Genomic DNA, 17,252 nt, shown 5'->3' with positions numbered 1-17,252 from the left:
CTAAAGACTCAGCATATCTGCTGTTTCGAGCAACCTATGCTTCTGCTCCAATGTTTCCTGCAATATTTCATTTAAATCATGATTATCAGGATCCTGTGCAAGAGCTGCGTAAATCTCATTCAGAGCCTGCTGGATGACCTCCATATTAGCTTCGACAACCGCACGCGCCTCCGGACTTACATGCCGAAAGCGATCAGTCAGATTAATCGGCGATACTAATTGCGACGTGGCCGTCAGACCTCCACGATCTGTAGAAGCAATCTGATGGATGAGTGAGGTAGCATTGAATTGTCCCCATACAGTTACTCCCAGGGCCAAAAAAGCGAACGCAAAAGAAGCCGCAACACCATAAAACAACCAGCGAGTATTCTGCCCGCTCTCTCGCTGTATATCTGACGGGACAGGAATCTGTAACTGTGACTGAATCCGGTCCCACAGGTAATCCGGTGGTTCTATCGACTCAGTTAGATTGGCAAGTTCCCTTTTTAGTTTTTTTTCCGCTTCAAGATCGAAAATATCATCACTCATGCGGATAACCATTGTTTAAGTAATTTCTTAGCACGATGCAACTGCGCTTTACTGGTGCCAGTTGCAATCCCGAGACTTTCAGCAATGTATTCGTGACTATGGCCTTCAATCTCATAAAGCACCAATACCGCTCTGGCACCATCTGGTAGTCGCTGGATAGCAGACTCAAGGTCCCTGGCGTTATCGAGATCCACATGATGAGCTGGAAGACTTTCATCCAGCTCAGTAGTATTACTTTCAAACGCATGCTTTTTCAGTCGCAAACGGTCGAGCGCCAGATTGGTTGTCAATCGATATAACCAGGTACTAAACTTGCTCTCTCCTCGAAATTGTTCGATTTTCCTCCATGCGAGTACAAACACTTCCTGAGTCAATTCTTCAGCAACCGCTCTAACTCCCATTAATCGCAGAGCCAAAGCAAATACTTTGCCGGACTCTCTCTTATAAAGCAGCTCAAAAGCTTTCATATCACCCTGGCAAACTCGGCTTAGAAGCTCCTGCTCTACTATGTCAACTGCTTCCTTCAAAATATTTATCGCTTGCACTGTCGTATTTCTTTGATTCTATCGAACATGACACTCTGACGAAACGAAATATAAATAGGTTTAAATGATTGCATTCAACATCTATTACTGTATATTTATACAAATACTGTATATACAAACAGCTTCGACTAAAAAATCAGTGGAGTGTTTTATGAAAACCTCAGCAAAACGCCATACCGATACATTTCAGCAAGCCAGCCTCTTCCCAATGGAAGAAAATGAACAGCATTGGCTGGAAAAATACAGAAAAGAAATTAAGGCAGCACTCGATTGCTCTCCGCTATTATTGGTTTTTAACCCCAAAAGCAGCATTAGCACGATACAGCTATTAGGACAGGGCATTTTGCCTAAACAAGTCAGAGTTGTGCATTGTGCACCTGAAAAGGTGTTCGCCTATGCCTGGCAGGCATTAGCAAATGACAATATAGGTTTTATTGTTTCAGAACAGGAAGGAATTTTTGAAAACAGACAGAGAGCTCAGTTGCAAAATTTTAAACTGGTAGCCTGAATAAATAACAGGTAAAAACAAATTTAAGCTACTGATACATTCTTAAAGACATAAAAAAGGACTCAATATGAGTCCTTTTTTATAAAATTGGTCGGGCATAGAGGATTTGAACCTCTGACCCTCGCCACCCCATGACGATGCGCTACCAGACTGCGCTAATGCCCGAAAGGCCGCTATCATACGATAACTATTTGAAAATACAAGCTTTTTACTATTTTTAAATCGATTTCAAAACATCAAGTACTTGCTCAAGCTCATCGATCATTTCTTTAAGCATGAGTTTATGACTATCATTAAAACCGGGTTCATTCTCACTAGACAGTTTTTGTCTTGCCCCACCAATAGTATAACCATCCTCATACAACAAATGACGAATCTGGCGTACTAAAACAACGTCTTCACGCTGATAATACCGGCGATTGCCACGTCTTTTGACAGGACTCAGCTGCGGAAACTCCTGTTCCCAATAACGCAGAACGTGAGGCTTGACTGCACATAGCTCACTGACTTCTCCGATCGTAAAATAACGTTTACCAGGAATTACCGGTAATTCGTCATTCTGGCTCGCTTCCAGCATAGGCTTCTACTTTAACCTTCAATTTTTGACCAGGTCGAAATGTCACCACTCTCCTCGCAGAAATAGGTATCTCTTCGCCGGTTTTAGGGTTTCTTCCTGGTCTTTGACGCTTGTCTCTCAGGTCAAAATTGCCAAAACCAGAAAGCTTAACCTGTTTATTTTCTATTAAAGAGTCCCTGATTTCCTCGAAGAACATCTCAACCATTTCCTTGGCTTCACGCTTATTCAAGCCAAGCTCTTCATAGAGCTTTTCTGCCATATCTGCTTTAGTAAGAGCCATATCAGCCCCTCAATTTTGCTTCAAACCGTTTTGAAAGGATGTCTATAACAGCATTCATCCAGCCGTTAATCTCTTCATCGTTAAGGGTGCGCGAAGGATGCTGCCAGGTCAAGCCTAACGCAACACTTTTTCTATGTAGATCAATACCCTTACCTTTATAAACATCAAAGACAAACTTGTCTTTCAAATAGTCTCCTGCTGCCTCATCGACAGCCTTTAACAGCTCGCCCACAGGTAAATCATCACTTACGATCACCGCAATATCACGACTGGTTTCAGGATACCTGGATAATTCAGAAAATTCTGGGATGCGCGTACTATTAAAGAAAGACATGTCCAACTCAAAGACAAACACACCCTTTTTCAATCCTAAAGTCTTACGAATGCTAGGATGCACGAGCCCGAGATATCCAATAATCTGATCATCATCACAACGAATAAAGGCTGTTTGCCCTGGATGGAGAAATTCTATCTGACCAGGTTCAAACACACATTGCTTTCCTGGTGCCAACGCCAATACCGTCTCAACAATTGACTTCAGATCATAAAAATCCACTTCTTCAGTGGCCAGCCAGTTCTTTGGATATCGATCACCATAGATCAACCCCGCCAGCTTTTGATTTTGCAGCAACCCATCATTGGTATTAATAAAACTCAATCCGGTTTCAAACAACCTGATACGTTCCTGCTGCCTGTTGATATTGTAAGAAAGAGTTTTAACAAGATTGGGAATTAGCGAAGTTCGCATAACTGCCAGATCTTCAGATATCGGATTTGCCAGGGCTACCGGCTCAAGCTCTGATTCAAACAGAGACTGAGTCTTTCTATCCAGAAAGCTGTATGTCACTATTTCTTGCATCCCCAAAGAAACGAGAGAGTTTTTTATGACTCTGTGACTGATATCCGCTTCTTTCAAGGCAGGCATTTCAAGACCGGATACAGGGTAGGTAACCGGGATATTATTGTATCCGTGAACCCTGGCAATCTCTTCAATTAGATCTTCTGTAATCGTAATATCAAACCGAAAACTGGGGGCCTTCAAAGTTAACACCCGACCCTCTTTTTTAATTACCTCGAGGCCCAAGCCAACCAAAATCTGCTCAACATTATCATCAGGTAACTGAATCCCCAGTACCTGCTCCACTTTCACCAAAGGCAAAGTAATAAGCTCTTTCTTTGGAAGAGAATCAATATTTTCAATAACAGAAACGGGACCAGCCTGACCACCACAGATACTTATGAGCAATTCTGTGGCACGCTCCATGGCCTGGAAACTAAGCTTGTAATCAACCCCGCGCTCAAATCTATGAGAGGCATCAGTGTGCAATCCATATGAACGAGCCTTGCCCGCAATTCTGATAGGATCAAAAAAAGCAGCTTCCAGAAAAACATTTTGGGTGGTGGCAGTTACACCCGAGTGCGCACCTCCCATAATCCCGGCTATCGCCAAAGGACCGGAAGCATCTGCAATCAGCAAAGTTCCATCGGATAACTCAACTTTTGAACCATCCAGTAAAACGATTTCTTCGCCTGCCTTGGATTGTCTGACAATAATCTTGTCTCTGAGAACATCCAGATCAAAGCCATGCAGCGGCTGCCCCAACTCCAACATAACGTAGTTAGTAACGTCCACCACAGGGTCAATAGTGCGCACTCCTGATCGACGTAGACGCTCTTGCATCCATAATGGAGTTTCTGCAGATATATTAACCCCTCTAACTACACGCCCCAAATAACGAGGGCACCCCTCCCAATCCTCCACCACGATGGGAAACTCATCATCAATCTCAGGCTCCACCTGACCAATTGAAGGCACCATCACCTTAACATTATTGAGCGCACCAACTTCCCTGGCCAAACCTGCAATACTCAAACAGTCTGCACGATTAGGAGTCAAATCAACTTCGATGGAAATATCATTCAACCCTAATGCCTGCTTAAGAGATTCCCCAAGCTCCAAAGATTCACTCAGCTCCATAATTCCGTCATGGTTATCTGACAATTCCAGTTCTTTTTCAGAACATAGCATGCCAAGAGATTCAACCTGGCGCAGCTTGGCTTTCTTAATCTTAAAGTTGCCCGGTAACACCGCTCCGACCTTGGCAAAAGCGACCTTAATGCCTGCTCTGGCATTAGCTGCTCCGCATACCACTTGAAACTGGTCAACTCCATCCGTTACCTGGCAGACTCTCAGCTTGTCAGCATTAGGATGCTGCTCAGCTGACACAATCTGGCCAACCACCACTCCCTCAAAGCTACCTGCAACCGGCTCAAATCCATCAACTTCCAATCCAGCCATAGTGATCTGATCCATCAGTTCTTGTGAGCTCAAGTCGGGGCTCACCCATTCGCGCAGCCACTTTTCACTAAATTTCATACTCTTTCCTATTTATCGCAGACTGTTGCCGATTGACTGATTAGCTAAATTGACGCAGAAAATTCAGGTCATTCTCAAAGAAGATACGCAAATCATTGACTCCATAGCGAAGCATGGTAAGACGCTCCACACCCATACCAAATGCAAACCCCTGATATCTGGTGGAATCAACACCACTGGCCTCAAGTACATTAGGATGAACCATCCCACACCCCATTACCTCAAGCCAACCTGTATGACTGCACACTCTACATCCCTTGCCATTACACATCACACATTCCATATCCACTTCGGCGGATGGCTCCGTAAACGGAAAAAAGGACGGCCTGAAACGTACACCGAGATCTTTTTCAAAAAAAACCTGCAAGAAGCGCTGAATCGTTCCTTTTAAGTCAGAAAACGATACTTTTTCGTCAACCAATAAACCTTCCACCTGATGAAACATCGGAGTGTGTGTCAAATCGGAGTCACAACGATATACTCTCCCGGGACATATGATGCGAATAGGCAACTTTCCCTTCTCCATTTCTCGTACCTGAACAGGTGACGTATGAGTTCTAAGCAGGGTATTGGCATCAAAATAAAACGTGTCATGCATAGCACGTGCAGGGTGATGACCGGGAATGTTTAATGCTTCAAAGTTATGATAGTCATCTTCAATTTCAGGACCTTCAGCAACCTTATAACCAATACTGCCAAAGAAATCTTCCATACGCTGGATAGTACGGGTTACGGGGTGCAACCCTCCAATATTCTGCCCTCTTCCCGGAAGAGTAACATCCAGGGTTTCCTGATTTAACTGGGCATTGAGAACATCAGTTTCAAGCTTATCACGCCGTGCATTGATAAAATTACTGACTTTTTCTTTTGCTTCATTGATTCTGGCACCCGCTGCAGGCCTCTCTTCTGGAGGAAGAGTTCCGAGAGCTTTAAGCAAAGAAGTAATTTCTCCCTTCTTACCGAGGTACTGGACTCTCAATTGTTCAAGTGCGGAAACTTCATTGGACTCGTTAATCTCAATTTCTGCTTGTGAGACCAATTTTTCTAGATTTTCCATTGATAACGACTCCGGCGAGTGCAAAGCAAATAATTAACGGGGATATAGCAGGTTATGCATGGCATTTAAGAGCCTGTACTATAGAGTCTGTTAGAATTTTAGCAACCAAAAACCGCTGAAATTCAGCAACTTAGGTCCGCTCTACTTAGAAATAGAGACATAAAACGTTCACTTTCCTTCGTGCATTAAAAAAGGCGACTAATGTCGCCTTTTTTAATTATCGAGATCTGCTTACGCTGCCAGTGCAGTCTTGGCTTTTTCTGCCAATGCAGCAAACGCTGCCTTCTCATAAACAGCGAGATCCGCCAGCACCTTACGGTCAATTTCGATGCTTGATTTTTTCAAGCCATCAATCATGCGACTGTAAGACAAACCATTTACCCGAGCCTCAGCGTTGATACGTGCAATCCAAAGTGCTCTGAACTGACGCTTACGCTGACGACGGTCACGATAAGCATACTGACCGGCTTTAATAACAGCCTGCTTGGCTACACGAAATACCCGACTACGAGCACCGTAATAACCTTTTGCAGCTTTTAAAATTTTATTGTGACGACGACGTGCAATAACGCCACGTTTAACTCTTGCCATAGCTCTACACCTCTTTCATCAAATATAAGGAAGCATACGTTCGATCAGAGGCTGATCGACTTTTGCTACCTGTTGCATATCACGCAGCTGACGCTTACGCTTGGTGCTCTTTTTAGTCAAAATGTGGCTACGGAAAGACTGTTTATGCTTAAAGCCATTCGCCGTTCTCTTGAAACGCTTTGCAGCGCCAGAGTTGGATTTCATTTTTGGCATGTAATACTCCAAATAATAAAATTATAAGATCATAAGACCCATTGATTACCCATCCGGCATGAAATCCTCGGCCGGGTAGAGTGTTGCATCCCGATAACTCAGGAAGGCGGGCATTCTATCCAAATAAATAAAAAATAAAAGCCCCAAATGCAAAAAAGCCCTGCTATAACCAGGGCTTCATATACTCGGAAGGTAACTATTTCTTTTTAGTAGGAGCAATGACCATGGTTAACTGACGACCTTCCATTTTCGGCCTCTGCTCAACCACCCCATACTCTACAAGATCTTTTTCCACCCGACCCAGCAACTCCAGACCCAACTCCTGATGAGCCATTTCCCTGCCACGAAAACGTAAGGTGACTTTAGCTTTATCGCCATGTTCAAGAAAACGAATTAGATTCTTTAACTTAACCTGGTAATCACCTATATCCGTATTTGGTCTGAATTTAACTTCCTTTATCTGTACCTGAACCTGCTTCTTCTTAGCAGCATTTTTGGCTTTCTTCTCCTCATAGAGTTTTTTGCCAAAATCCATAATCTTGCAGACAACTGGGTCTGCATTCGAAATCTGTACCAGATCCAAGCCTGCTTCCTGAGCAGCCTGCAGAGCCTGGGCTATCGGAACAACCCCAACCTGTTCACCAGCTGCGTCAATCAATCGAACTTCGCGGGCTTCGATGTTTTCATTGACAGCCGAACGGCCATCACCTTTTTTGTTGCTTGCTGAGCCTCGTTGTTTCAGAGTTTATGCCTCCACATTTTCATTAACATCAACCCTACCCTTGTTTTGCAGGTCACGGTTAAGAATTTGAATAAATGCATCCAAAGACATAACTCCCAGATCCCGACCAGATCTGGTTCTCACTGCAACGGTACGATTGTCCACTTCCTTATCACCACACACGAGTAGATAAGGTATTTTCTGAAGCGTATGTTCACGGATTTTAAAGCCGATCTTTTCGTTTCTCAAGTCAGCATCAACCCGGAACCCAGCTTCAGAGAGGTGTTTTTTAACTTCCTGGCAGTATTCTGCCTGACTATCGGTAATATTCATTACCATAACCTGTTGGGGAGATAACCACAAAGGCATCGCCCCGGCATGCTGCTCAATCAAAATACCGACAAAGCGCTCAAAGGAGCCAAGAATTGCCCTATGCAACATAACTGGGGTCTTTCGCTCTCCATGCTCATCAACATACTGAGCCCCAAGACGACCAGGCATCGAAAAATCAACCTGAATGGTTCCACACTGCCAGAGACGCCCCAAACTGTCTTTCAAGGTAAACTCTATCTTGGGCCCGTAAAATGCGCCTTCTCCCGGCAATATGTCCCATGGTTTACCCGTGGCATCAAGCGCGGATGCAAGTGCCTGTTCAGCTTTATCCCAAACATCATCCTCACCCACCCGCTGCTCTGGCCTGGTGGATAACTTCAATATAATGTCATCATAACCGAAGTCATGATACACAGACTCCAGCATATTTATAAATTCTGCAACCTCAGACTGTATCTGATCCTCTGTACAGAAGATATGAGCATCATCCTGTGTAAAGCCACGAACCCGCATAATCCCATGCAAAGCACCAGATGCCTCATTACGGTGACAACTGCCAAACTCTGCAAGCCTGAGAGGAAGATCTCGATAGCTTTTCAGGCCTTGATTAAAAACCTGAATATGACAAGGACAGTTCATCGGCTTAATTGCGTTATCGCGGGACTCCGAATGGGTGGTAAACATATCATCTTTGAACTTATCCCAATGACCGGATTTCTCCCATAAGGACCTGTCCACTATCTGCGGGGTCTTAATTTCCTGGTAGCCCCGGTCGCGCTGCACCACCCTCATATACTGCTCCAGAACCTGGTACATGGTCCATCCTTTTGGATGCCAGAATACCATTCCAGGAGCATCATCCTGCAGATGAAAAAGATCCAACTGCTTGCCCAGCTTACGGTGGTCTCGCTTAGCAGCCTCTTCCAGGAACAAAAGGTATTGTTTCAGCTGCTTTTTGTCAGCCCAGGCGGTCCCATAAATACGCTGCAGCATTTTGTTCTCTGACTTACCGCGCCAATAAGCACCAGAAACACGCATTAGTTTGAAGTGATGGCAGAATCCCATATTAGGTACATGGGGACCACGACACATATCAATGTATTCTTCATGGTGATACAAGCCGGGTCGATCAGCTTTGGAAATATCCTCACTCAGAATGGTCTGTTTATATTCCTCTTCCCGTCCACCAAATACAGCATAGGCTTCATCCCAGCTCACTTTCTTTTTGATAACCGGGTAGTTGGTCTTTGCCAGCTCCAACATTCTTTTTTCAAGCCTGCCCAGATCCTCCTCAGTAATCGAATGGTCCAAGTCAACGTCGTAATAGAAACCATTTTCAATTACCGGCCCAATGGCCATTTTAGTCTGCGGCCACAATTGCTTGATTGCATGCCCCAACAGATGAGCACAGGAGTGGCGTATAATTTCAAGCCCCAGATCATCTCTGGCTGTGACAATTTTTAATGTCGCATCCTGCTCTATCAGATCACAAGCATCGGCATTGGACCCATTTATCACCCCGGCAATCGTTGCCTTGGCAAGACCAGGACCGATATCTTCGGCAACCTGCATAACAGTGACTGGGCTTTCATATTGACGTTGGGTCCCGTCAGGAAGAGTAATGACCGGCATTGGAGATTTCCCCTACAGTGGTGACCTCTACCAAAGGCCACATGACTTAACTTTCAATCGCTCGGATAAGTGATCAATAGCACCTGCGACCTCAACCATAGGCAGCCTGAGGACCATTGATACGGACGACTATCTGGCCTCCCCACCAGGACTCGAACCTGGATCGGTCGCTTAGGAGGCGACTGCTCTATCCTGTTGAGCTATGGGGAGAGGGCGCGGATTCTAGCCTGATTCCATAAAAAGATTCAAATTTTGAAACAATATTTTAAGCCACTACATAGAATGAAGTGACTCCGATACAATTCCCGCCCTTAAAACACATCAGGTTAACAAAACATTGAATCACATCACCCAAACAGAACTGGATTGGCTATATGAGTATCTGGACACCGACGAACATGCGGACGAGGTCCTGGAGTTTTATGGATATCACGGCCTGCTGACGGCCACTGCACTAATGCCTACCCGTCCCGACTGGAATACACTGCACAGCTGGATCTTTGACACCGAAGAGCAGCCTGGCAATACTGACCAGCTTGTCCGCTTCAAGACGCTCACATCAATGTTGATCGACAGTATTCAGGACGAAATTACTGCTGATGAGCAAGTTGCTCTACCTTTTGACATTCTGCCGGGGGAAATCACTGAAGAAATGGAAGCCTGGTGTTCGGGCTTCATGCAGGTTATTTTCGAGTCAGACAGCCAACTGGAGACATTTGACCAGGAAGCACTCTCCATGCTGCTATTTCCATTTGAACTTGGCTCCCAACTTTTTGAAGATGAAGCTGAGTTCAAACAGATATCGAAAAACACCAAGCTTAAGACACAGATTCTTAACCAGATCCCCGAAGCACTGGTTGATCTGTATCTGCTGACACATTCAGCTTGATTTCGACCCACCCATACATTGAGGAGAGTCCGGGGTTGATGCATCCCCCCACTCTTCCTTGGTATACAGATGCATTGCGAGTGCATGAACAGGACCTGCCAACAATTCTGCCAACACTTTATAAACCAGCTGATGTCGCTTTACTTTTGGCAATCCAGTGAATAAATCAGATACAAGTACCAGCTTAAAATGGCTTTCGGACCCATCCGGCACACTATGCATGTGACTTTCATTGATCAAATCAAGCGCTACAGGAGAAAATTCTGCTTCCAATAAACTGCGCATGCGTTGTTGAATAGACATATCGATACCTTTGAGTTCAACGAGATCAGTCGCCAGATATTACCAGCTGTTAATAAATAACTCTCTGTCAGAACAACATCTGACGTTGGTTGATTCTTATGAAACCGCTTCCAGTGTTCTAATATAAGTTTCCTGGAGAACTCTTGCATCGATCGGCGCGCGATGTAGCTCCACACCCCACTCCTGCAAGACCGCTTGGCGCGTACGATCCCAAATATGCATTTGGGGTTCGGATAAAATTCTCGTCAAAGTTTCCAGGCGAAATGTCATCTTCATTCCCGCACAATAGAACAACAACGATAACCAGCTGCTATCGAATCCCCATCCATCGCTATATACCATCATCCCTTCCAGCAACTCATTCATTTCAAGACAGATTTCTTTAATTTCTCTCCCTTCTCGGTCCAACAACTCGCGTGTAATCCCATGAACACCCTCAGCTTGTTTATCCCAATGCAGCCAAGCTTCCAAAGGTCTGATCAGATAATTTTTTACGGTCCTGTCAGCAAGGGCTATTCCCAATTCAATTGGATAACTTCCCTTTCCAAAACCAGATGCCTCAATATCCAATATAATCGGAACCATATAATCGGAACCATCAACTTCCCTTATCAAAACACATGTCATTAAATACCCCATACCGTCACTGTCTGACAATTCACGGCAACATACTTGAACCGAAAAAGTCAACAAGCATAATTTTGTAAGTTTTAAGGAAATATGGCTTTCAAACTATGAAAAAAAGAAGGAATTCTAGCAGAAAAATCTTCCTTGTCCGGGGACGGGACATAAAAGAATAAAATCAATTATCAGCAGGTCAACCTCCCATTTTTTCACAAAACATCAGTCTTTCAGCACTTCTGACCAACAGAACTTAACCAAAAAGAAAGCGTTGGCGACGAAATAAATCCCAAAAAAAACCACCTTAAAAACAGCAAAAAAGACTTATAAAAAAATATGATCTGAATCATCTGAGATTAAATTAACACCGTACATAAAAATATTTTTTTTCATATTTGTGCACCACTACTCACAGTATCGCATTACCCCCAACTGCCTGCACTCAAAAATTAGTTTAACCTTGAACTAACAAGCGTCAAAAAATTGAGATTTTACAAATGCCCAACTTCATATTATCTCCTAAAAAATCATATTTTTTTTTAGTAAGCATCCTTGCTATTTATGGTTGCGATACAACACTTCCTGAAGACAAGGCAAACCACTCAAAAGTACCGTCTTTTGAACTGAGCCAATCCGAATTCAACTCTCTCTCAAAAGAAAATCAATACGCAGTGATCAACAAACTGCTTGCCCCAATGGGAAGAGGTATGGCTCTGGATGAATTTGCAGATACGGCTCAAGGGTTGAACAACCTGAAAATAAGAGACACACACTCTCTTAGTACCATCAGATCAAACTTGCAGCGCCAACTTTCTTATACAGAAGTGAACCTGCTCGACACAAAAATTAACGGTGCGGACGCAATACTCGATCCAGATACTGGAGAGGAAATTGCTCCAGGAATCAATGCCATGTTCAGCTTTGATAGTAGAAGCGAGCACCAGAAATACATGGCTAAGATGCTGACTTATCCATTAAGCAAGAATCAATTTGACAACTGGATGGCATATTTTCTTGCTAACACCATCATGTTCAGCCCAGCCAGAGAAATGGAAAGCACCGATGAACAGGATATTTCCCGCACACTGGCCTACCTTCATTCAAACATTACTGCAGATACACCAGTTCGACAGGTCATTCGTGGCTGGCTCGGTGGTGTAAGCCGGTGGAGGGTTTCCCGGTCAGCTGAAAATCATGCGCTTGAAATGTTTGAGTTATATCTGGGGAAATTTAACGACAGTGCCGAAGATCAACTCAATACCTATAATGGCGGACAAGCATGTAGACAGTGGTATCTGACCGATGGCGATGAAGCATATCAGCTTCATTTCAATGTAGATCAACCATCCCTCGCCGCCCCGGTTTTGGTTTTAAATAATTACATTCAAAGCTGTGAAGATTTGTATGACCTCGTATCCGGACATGCGCTACTTATACCTCGAGTGACAGAAGTTATTGTCAACTATTTCCTGGATGGTATGAGTGAAGACACCCGACTGAAATTAATCGGTGAAATTGTTGCAACCAATCCAACAACTTTCCGGGATATATTCACACACATACTGTTTTCCGAATCTTATTTGCTCGATACCAAACGGGTAAAATCTTTTGAAGAGTCAGCTTTCTCCATAATGGACAGACTGAACTGGAATCCCAAGTCTGCAGATGCTGGAAACACAGGAAGAAACTTCTTCAGATCTGTCACCGCCACCGGAGTTGGCAGCTCAATGTCTATGGACAACATGGGCTGGGCATCCATGGAATATAAAATCGGCAGAACGCCTTATGTACCATTGGACGTACTGAGTTTCGCCAATTATCACCAGGCACTGCGACAAGGTTTCTTAATGCATAACCGTGCTTACGATGGTGCGAGATTCCCTGTCGATGATGACGATGATAGCAGCAACAATGTATTCGAATACACCGATGGCGCCTTTTATAAAGCCGGCAAAGAAGACCTTAAGTCATCTCTTGAAAACCTCACCGCGCCTGAATTTATTGATTATGTATTTCTGACAGCTATGGGTAGACGAGCGACGCCAAATGAGAAAACCGCGTTGATAACGGAAGGTGAGAGACGCGAGCATGTCGTCAATGATAATGGAACTTACAAACTGTATGTCAATCGTAACAACTATGAAGACAGAGCCGATGATTTTGCCCAGATTATGCTCGACTATATTTCCCGGTTACCGGAATTCTACTATTTTAAAAACTATCGTTAAGAGAGGGATGAACCGATGAAACGTAGAAGCTTTTTAAAAACTGCCGCTCTTGGCTCTTCCACTGTGGCATTACCAGCCAGTTTCAGTCTGCCTTTCTTGGCCAACAAAGCTTATGCGTATAGCCCTACTTACGCTAATGCCAACATAAGTGCTCCTGCTGTGATGCCCCAGGTGATTAATATATTTCTTTATGGAGGGGCTTCTGAACTCGCAGGCAATCTTACCAATATGGCACAGAATGGAATGGGAGATACGGGGACCAATAACAGCATCAATACAAATTCCAAAAACAGTTACTCTGACGGCAACGCGTTTGGCGGAAATATTCTGCTCAAGAGAACTGACAATCCCAATGGTGAGATTACTGCCAATGGCTGCTGGTATTCTGCCGGTGGAGCCTTCATGGAAAACATGTTAAGCAGTGCTGACATGAATCTCTATCGCACTATTTACAAACAAAAATCACCTACCCAATCTCACCGCGAAAGTATTTTTATGTCTCACAAGGGCGCACTGGATATAGAAAATGCTCCTGGAGTCGGTACTCGTCTGGCCTTGATGATTAATAGTAATTTCAGTTCTTATAAAAGTACCACCTTTGCTGATGGCGACCCTATGCCAAGTGACGCAAATGGCTTTGTCCTGCCTTTTGTTTCATTTGAGGGTAACTCCACATCCTATGCTCTCGACCCGGAAAATACCATGCCACTGAATCTTCGCGGCATTACCATGGACAACCAATTCAACAACCCCTATACCCGAGGCGATCTCACCAGTTCTGAAACTGCAATCAATGCGATGGCCCAAAATGTAATCGCAAGCCAGCAATCACAATATAACGGAGTATGGAGTGCACTTAATAAGAGAGCCGAACTGGCAGACAGAATGACAAGCCTGAGTGCACTTCTAAGTGATGACAACCTGCCTGTAGTACCAGGCGGTGTTAATACAAGCAATGATATATCCCTGCACTCAGATTTTGGCCATAACCTACTGAGCACCGATAGTCGGCTGCAATACCCCAACACAGGATTTGCACAGCGCTTGAAAGCGGCTGTTACGCTCATGCTACACAACCCCCAAACACTGTATGCGACAGTGGGAACTGACGGACTTGGCGGTTGGGATGATCACAATAACGGCATTGACAGAGACGGTTATAGACGGAGAATGCTGCGAGTCATGCAGGCCATAGATGTCGCCATGAAACATATCAAATGGGCTGGCAGAAACGGGATTACAACTCTTGGTGGTAAAACCCGGACAAACACCAGCAACATTATTATCAATGTTATGGGGGACTTTGGTCGCCGGGTCAATCTCAACGATTCCGGTGGCTGGGACCATGGTAACAACCAGAATCTTTATACGTTTGGAGGAGCTGGGATATCGAGCAGGCGAGCTCTCGGAAACGTGATTGGCGAGACAATCCGTGCAGGGCAAACCGGCACTAACAATCAATATACAGTTCCGGACAATGGCTCGAAAACCTGGGAGCCTATGTCAGTGGCAGCTTCCACTTATCGCTATTTTGGAGCCACTAACCCACACATCATGACAGCCGATCCCACGTACAATCCACAAGGGGATAAAACCCTCGAAGACGAGAGCTGATACCCCCCCCTTTGCCCGGCAACATCTGTTGCCGGGCTCTTCAAGAACTTAAAAAGACAGTATTTTTCCTTATATAAACTCTGAGCTACTAACGAGGCATTGGAAATGAGTACAACTTATTTCAGAGCATATGCCGCATACAGACTATAGAGGTCTGAGATTGAGATGTATGCATTATGTCTTTCCAATAACCACAATCGATTATCATCTATCAAGAACCGTTTCTGGTAACGTAAAAATTAACATTAATCCTTAGCTACATTCCGACCAAAATCAGGCTTCTGGCCGACCATATTATTAATAAGTCCGCGCTTAAAAACTATCGATATCATTGCCGTAAAAATCTAATATTTCTTGGTGCATTACTGCTAAGACTTGACCTACTTTTCATTTTCAAATAGGCCATAAAATCCCTACTCACAAAAAAAAGCCCGACATCCATAAAGAATATCGGACTTTTAAAAAGGTCCCGACAGGTGATTTTAACGTCTCACAATATCATTCAAAATCCTGCCCAAATGAAATAGAGACAAAGAGCGCCTTGTTTTCATCGAATACAGCATTATAGAAACTTTGGTCCATGTACCCGACCCTCAAACTGACTGTTCCGTACTTTTGAGTCTGATAGGACATCTTAGCGCCTATCGTATAGGCAAACATTTCCGCCAACCTTAAGTCTGCCGAAACATAGTCAGGTTCAACATAATACTTGCCATCTATGGTTTCATCGTATTCTATCGTCCGCTGATAGAAATCAGCTGCATTTTGATAGTACAACCGAACGAATGGTTGCATCACAAAAGCATCGGACTTCACGTTAAATGCATATGACGATTCCAAAGTATGAGAACGGATACCCCAGTCATCCAAATAATAACGATAACTGGCCATCAAATGGTTACCAGACTGAGGTAACTCGTGATTAATTTTGGAATAGAGAATATGACGAGTTCTTTCAGCAGGACGCTTTTCATAAATATTTTTATAAAAATTGTCTTCCTCATCTGCAACAGAAACCACTTTGTATGGATCGGTGTGATAACCAACAGACCTACTGAAACTATAATTCATTTGAGCAATCGTATATTTATTTAATACCTTGCTGAACCCAATCAGACCATCAAAGGTATTTTTACGACCAGGACCGTACATTTCCGCATCTTTTATGTCCGCTAAAGGCTCAGGGGTTTCTTCACCGGTACGAGATATCTCATCAGATGCAAAGCCCAACGCTAAGGAGAATGTAGTGTTACGGGATGCAGTATCGTACTCTCCCCCCAAACTACCACCAATAGCGGTATAATCACTCTCTACCGATGTATAGACACCCACATTGGTTCTGATCTGACGTTTAAATTCGTGCGTCCAGGTACTATCCAAAGCCAACCTGGTATCATCGAATGGCGCTAAAGCACCGTTGCTGGTACCTGCACTGACACTACCGCCGGATACCCCGGTGATCGTCACAGAATCCTCTCCAGGAATTGCGCCCGTTGGTGTGGAGCCTGTCATCGTATCGTAAACAATACCGACCTGAATATTATCAGAGTTACTTAAATTACCTCCCAGATCTGCAATATAGGAATCTACACTGACACGATCTGCTTCCTGGTAACGCAGATAACCAAGTTCAACCTTCCAATCATTATAAAGCTCTTCAGCTTTCGTCGTTGCCGCCGTACCTGCGAGCAGTCCCGCAGTAGCAGCCGTCAAAGACATTCGAAAATGTTTACGATCAGTTACAGCCACAACCGCCGCCTCCTACACTAGTTCCGCCAGTAGAGGCTTCCTTACTGAAATAAATATGACCATCGACATATGAATCCAATGGATCTCCACTAAGAGCCATGGAATCCTTTGCCAGGATACCTTTTTCCCATGGCTTGACATTTTCATAGGTAAACGCGCTTTGAAATGTGGAACAGCCAGTCAGACCGGCACCTATCAGAGTTACCACCAGCGCCTTCTTCAATCGGCACATAAATTCTTACTTCCGGTTTTAAGAGTGATCAGGACTAATTAGTTTTCTAGACAATTACATTTTTATAGCCCACACACTAGCAAAAAACACCTTAAAAAGGAGTCATTCCCGACCTGTTTGTGAATGCTCTCACAGCAAAAATAAGCTCTTTTTTAAAATGCAACCGGTGAGTTCCCCAAACTGTCAGTTTATGTCCATATAAGTCATCAAACAGCGTTAAAAAAGACTATACTAAAGAGCAGGATCAGCAATCA

18 protein-coding genes and 2 tRNA genes are annotated in these 17,252 nt (G+C 44.0%); 4 read left to right on the top strand and 16 right to left on the bottom strand.

What is annotated here, in order from left to right; all coding sequences use genetic code 11:
* On the bottom strand, positions 1 to 528 hold the full coding sequence (locus tag YC6258_RS14165) for a hypothetical protein (protein WP_044617559.1): 528 nt from the start codon (positions 526 to 528) through the stop codon (positions 1 to 3).
* The gene (locus YC6258_RS14160) at positions 525 to 995 is read right to left on the bottom strand and encodes an RNA polymerase sigma factor (RefSeq protein ID WP_144407647.1); all 471 of its coding nucleotides are present in this window, start codon (positions 993 to 995) and stop codon (positions 525 to 527) included. Before YC6258_RS14160 ends, YC6258_RS14165 begins: the two co-directional genes overlap by 4 nt.
* A 229-nt stretch (positions 996 to 1,224) precedes the next feature.
* On the opposite strand from YC6258_RS14160, the gene YC6258_RS14155 reads away from it, so the two are divergent.
* On the top strand, positions 1,225 to 1,581 hold the full coding sequence (locus YC6258_RS14155) for a hypothetical protein (protein ID WP_044617558.1): 357 nt from the start codon (positions 1,225 to 1,227) through the stop codon (positions 1,579 to 1,581).
* Between the two features lie 88 nt (positions 1,582 to 1,669).
* Here the strand turns inward: YC6258_RS14155 and YC6258_RS14150 are convergent.
* From YC6258_RS14150 to YC6258_RS14105, 10 genes are all read right to left on the bottom strand, one after another.
* Positions 1,670 to 1,746 (bottom strand) — tRNA-Pro (locus tag YC6258_RS14150).
* Between the two features lie 52 nt (positions 1,747 to 1,798).
* Positions 1,799 to 2,158 (bottom strand): MerR family transcriptional regulator, encoded by a 360-nt coding sequence (locus YC6258_RS14145; RefSeq protein WP_044617557.1) that lies wholly within the window; start codon positions 2,156 to 2,158, stop codon positions 1,799 to 1,801.
* Positions 2,136 to 2,438, bottom strand: a complete 303-nt coding sequence (gene ihfA, locus YC6258_RS14140; protein ID WP_044617556.1) for an integration host factor subunit alpha — start codon at positions 2,436 to 2,438, stop codon at positions 2,136 to 2,138. Before ihfA ends, YC6258_RS14145 begins: the two co-directional genes overlap by 23 nt.
* 1 nt (position 2,439) lies before the next feature.
* Entirely contained in the window at positions 2,440 to 4,815 is a 2,376-nt protein-coding gene (pheT, locus tag YC6258_RS14135; protein ID WP_044617555.1) for a phenylalanine--tRNA ligase subunit beta, read from the bottom strand.
* A 40-nt stretch (positions 4,816 to 4,855) separates the two neighbouring features.
* Complete coding sequence (gene pheS, locus YC6258_RS14130) at positions 4,856 to 5,872, bottom strand: phenylalanine--tRNA ligase subunit alpha (protein WP_044617554.1); 1,017 nt, start codon at positions 5,870 to 5,872, stop codon at positions 4,856 to 4,858.
* Between the two features lie 231 nt (positions 5,873 to 6,103).
* Positions 6,104 to 6,463, bottom strand: a complete 360-nt coding sequence (gene rplT / locus YC6258_RS14125) for a 50S ribosomal protein L20 (RefSeq protein ID WP_044617553.1) — start codon at positions 6,461 to 6,463, stop codon at positions 6,104 to 6,106.
* Positions 6,464 to 6,481: 18 nt separating this feature from the next.
* Complete coding sequence (rpmI, locus tag YC6258_RS14120; RefSeq protein WP_044617552.1) at positions 6,482 to 6,676, bottom strand: 50S ribosomal protein L35; 195 nt, start codon at positions 6,674 to 6,676, stop codon at positions 6,482 to 6,484.
* 196 nt (positions 6,677 to 6,872) lie between these two features.
* Entirely contained in the window at positions 6,873 to 7,418 is a 546-nt protein-coding gene (infC, locus tag YC6258_RS14115; RefSeq protein ID WP_082070724.1) for a translation initiation factor IF-3, read from the bottom strand.
* 3 nt (positions 7,419 to 7,421) lie between these two features.
* Positions 7,422 to 9,362: a threonine--tRNA ligase gene (gene thrS, locus YC6258_RS14110; protein ID WP_044617550.1), complete on the bottom strand. Its 1,941-nt coding sequence runs from the start codon at positions 9,360 to 9,362 to the stop codon at positions 7,422 to 7,424.
* Positions 9,363 to 9,496: 134 nt separating this feature from the next.
* A tRNA-Arg gene (locus YC6258_RS14105) sits at positions 9,497 to 9,572 on the bottom strand.
* A 127-nt stretch (positions 9,573 to 9,699) separates the two neighbouring features.
* Here YC6258_RS14105 and YC6258_RS14100 point away from each other — a divergent pair.
* Complete coding sequence (locus YC6258_RS14100) at positions 9,700 to 10,251, top strand: YecA/YgfB family protein (protein WP_044617549.1); 552 nt, start codon at positions 9,700 to 9,702, stop codon at positions 10,249 to 10,251.
* Here YC6258_RS14100 and YC6258_RS14095 read toward each other — a convergent pair.
* Both YC6258_RS14095 and YC6258_RS14090 read right to left on the bottom strand, forming a co-directional pair.
* Positions 10,243 to 10,554, bottom strand: coding sequence for a BolA family protein (locus YC6258_RS14095; protein WP_044617548.1), 312 nt, complete (start codon positions 10,552 to 10,554; stop codon positions 10,243 to 10,245). The genes YC6258_RS14100 and YC6258_RS14095 overlap by 9 nt on opposite strands.
* Before the next feature lie 96 nt (positions 10,555 to 10,650).
* Complete coding sequence (locus YC6258_RS14090) at positions 10,651 to 11,181, bottom strand: 3'-5' exonuclease (RefSeq protein WP_245626935.1); 531 nt, start codon at positions 11,179 to 11,181, stop codon at positions 10,651 to 10,653.
* 491 nt (positions 11,182 to 11,672) lie between these two features.
* On the opposite strand from YC6258_RS14090, the gene YC6258_RS14085 reads away from it, so the two are divergent.
* Both YC6258_RS14085 and YC6258_RS14080 read left to right on the top strand, forming a co-directional pair.
* Positions 11,673 to 13,403 carry a hypothetical protein gene (locus tag YC6258_RS14085; protein WP_044617547.1) on the top strand — a complete coding sequence of 577 codons (1,731 nt, stop codon included), beginning with the start codon at positions 11,673 to 11,675 and terminating at the stop codon, positions 13,401 to 13,403.
* Positions 13,404 to 13,418: 15 nt separating this feature from the next.
* The gene (locus YC6258_RS14080) at positions 13,419 to 15,017 is read left to right on the top strand and encodes a DUF1501 domain-containing protein (protein WP_044617546.1); all 1,599 of its coding nucleotides are present in this window, start codon (positions 13,419 to 13,421) and stop codon (positions 15,015 to 15,017) included.
* 498 nt (positions 15,018 to 15,515) lie between these two features.
* Here the strand turns inward: YC6258_RS14080 and YC6258_RS14075 are convergent, their stop codons facing one another.
* Both YC6258_RS14075 and YC6258_RS14070 read right to left on the bottom strand, forming a co-directional pair.
* On the bottom strand, positions 15,516 to 16,766 hold the full coding sequence (locus tag YC6258_RS14075; protein WP_044617545.1) for a DUF3570 domain-containing protein: 1,251 nt from the start codon (positions 16,764 to 16,766) through the stop codon (positions 15,516 to 15,518).
* Positions 16,753 to 16,998: a DUF4266 domain-containing protein gene (locus YC6258_RS14070; RefSeq protein WP_052830292.1), complete on the bottom strand. Its 246-nt coding sequence runs from the start codon at positions 16,996 to 16,998 to the stop codon at positions 16,753 to 16,755. The genes YC6258_RS14075 and YC6258_RS14070 overlap by 14 nt, the downstream gene beginning before the upstream one ends.
* Positions 16,999 to 17,252 lie beyond the last annotated feature (254 nt).

This window comes from Gynuella sunshinyii YC6258 (assembly GCF_000940805.1).
In the GTDB taxonomy this organism is placed as follows: domain Bacteria; phylum Pseudomonadota; class Gammaproteobacteria; order Pseudomonadales; family Natronospirillaceae; genus Gynuella; species Gynuella sunshinyii.
This window is presented reverse-complemented; position numbering and strand designations above follow the sequence as displayed.

What these genes read in the sequence shown, in the direction of transcription:
- YC6258_RS14085 (WP_044617547.1), top strand. Translation starts at nt 11,673, where the DNA reads ATGCCCAACTTCATATTATCTCCTAAAAAATCATATTTTTTTTTAGTA.
- pheT (WP_044617555.1), bottom strand. Translation starts at nt 4,815, where the DNA reads ATGAAATTTAGTGAAAAGTGGCTGCGCGAATGGGTGAGCCCCGACTTG.
- rpmI (WP_044617552.1), bottom strand. Translation starts at nt 6,676, where the DNA reads ATGCCAAAAATGAAATCCAACTCTGGCGCTGCAAAGCGTTTCAAGAGA.
- pheS (WP_044617554.1), bottom strand. Translation starts at nt 5,872, where the DNA reads ATGGAAAATCTAGAAAAATTGGTCTCACAAGCAGAAATTGAGATTAAC.
- YC6258_RS14070 (WP_052830292.1), bottom strand. Translation starts at nt 16,998, where the DNA reads ATGTGCCGATTGAAGAAGGCGCTGGTGGTAACTCTGATAGGTGCCGGT.
- YC6258_RS14155 (WP_044617558.1), top strand. Translation starts at nt 1,225, where the DNA reads ATGAAAACCTCAGCAAAACGCCATACCGATACATTTCAGCAAGCCAGC.
- ihfA (WP_044617556.1), bottom strand. Translation starts at nt 2,438, where the DNA reads ATGGCTCTTACTAAAGCAGATATGGCAGAAAAGCTCTATGAAGAGCTT.
- YC6258_RS14080 (WP_044617546.1), top strand. Translation starts at nt 13,419, where the DNA reads ATGAAACGTAGAAGCTTTTTAAAAACTGCCGCTCTTGGCTCTTCCACT.
- YC6258_RS14090 (WP_245626935.1), bottom strand. Translation starts at nt 11,181, where the DNA reads ATGACATGTGTTTTGATAAGGGAAGTTGATGGTTCCGATTATATGGTT.
- YC6258_RS14165 (WP_044617559.1), bottom strand. Translation starts at nt 528, where the DNA reads ATGAGTGATGATATTTTCGATCTTGAAGCGGAAAAAAAACTAAAAAGG.
- YC6258_RS14095 (WP_044617548.1), bottom strand. Translation starts at nt 10,554, where the DNA reads ATGTCTATTCAACAACGCATGCGCAGTTTATTGGAAGCAGAATTTTCT.
- YC6258_RS14160 (WP_144407647.1), bottom strand. Translation starts at nt 995, where the DNA reads ATGAAAGCTTTTGAGCTGCTTTATAAGAGAGAGTCCGGCAAAGTATTT.
- YC6258_RS14145 (WP_044617557.1), bottom strand. Translation starts at nt 2,158, where the DNA reads ATGCTGGAAGCGAGCCAGAATGACGAATTACCGGTAATTCCTGGTAAA.
- rplT (WP_044617553.1), bottom strand. Translation starts at nt 6,463, where the DNA reads ATGGCAAGAGTTAAACGTGGCGTTATTGCACGTCGTCGTCACAATAAA.
- thrS (WP_044617550.1), bottom strand. Translation starts at nt 9,362, where the DNA reads ATGCCGGTCATTACTCTTCCTGACGGGACCCAACGTCAATATGAAAGC.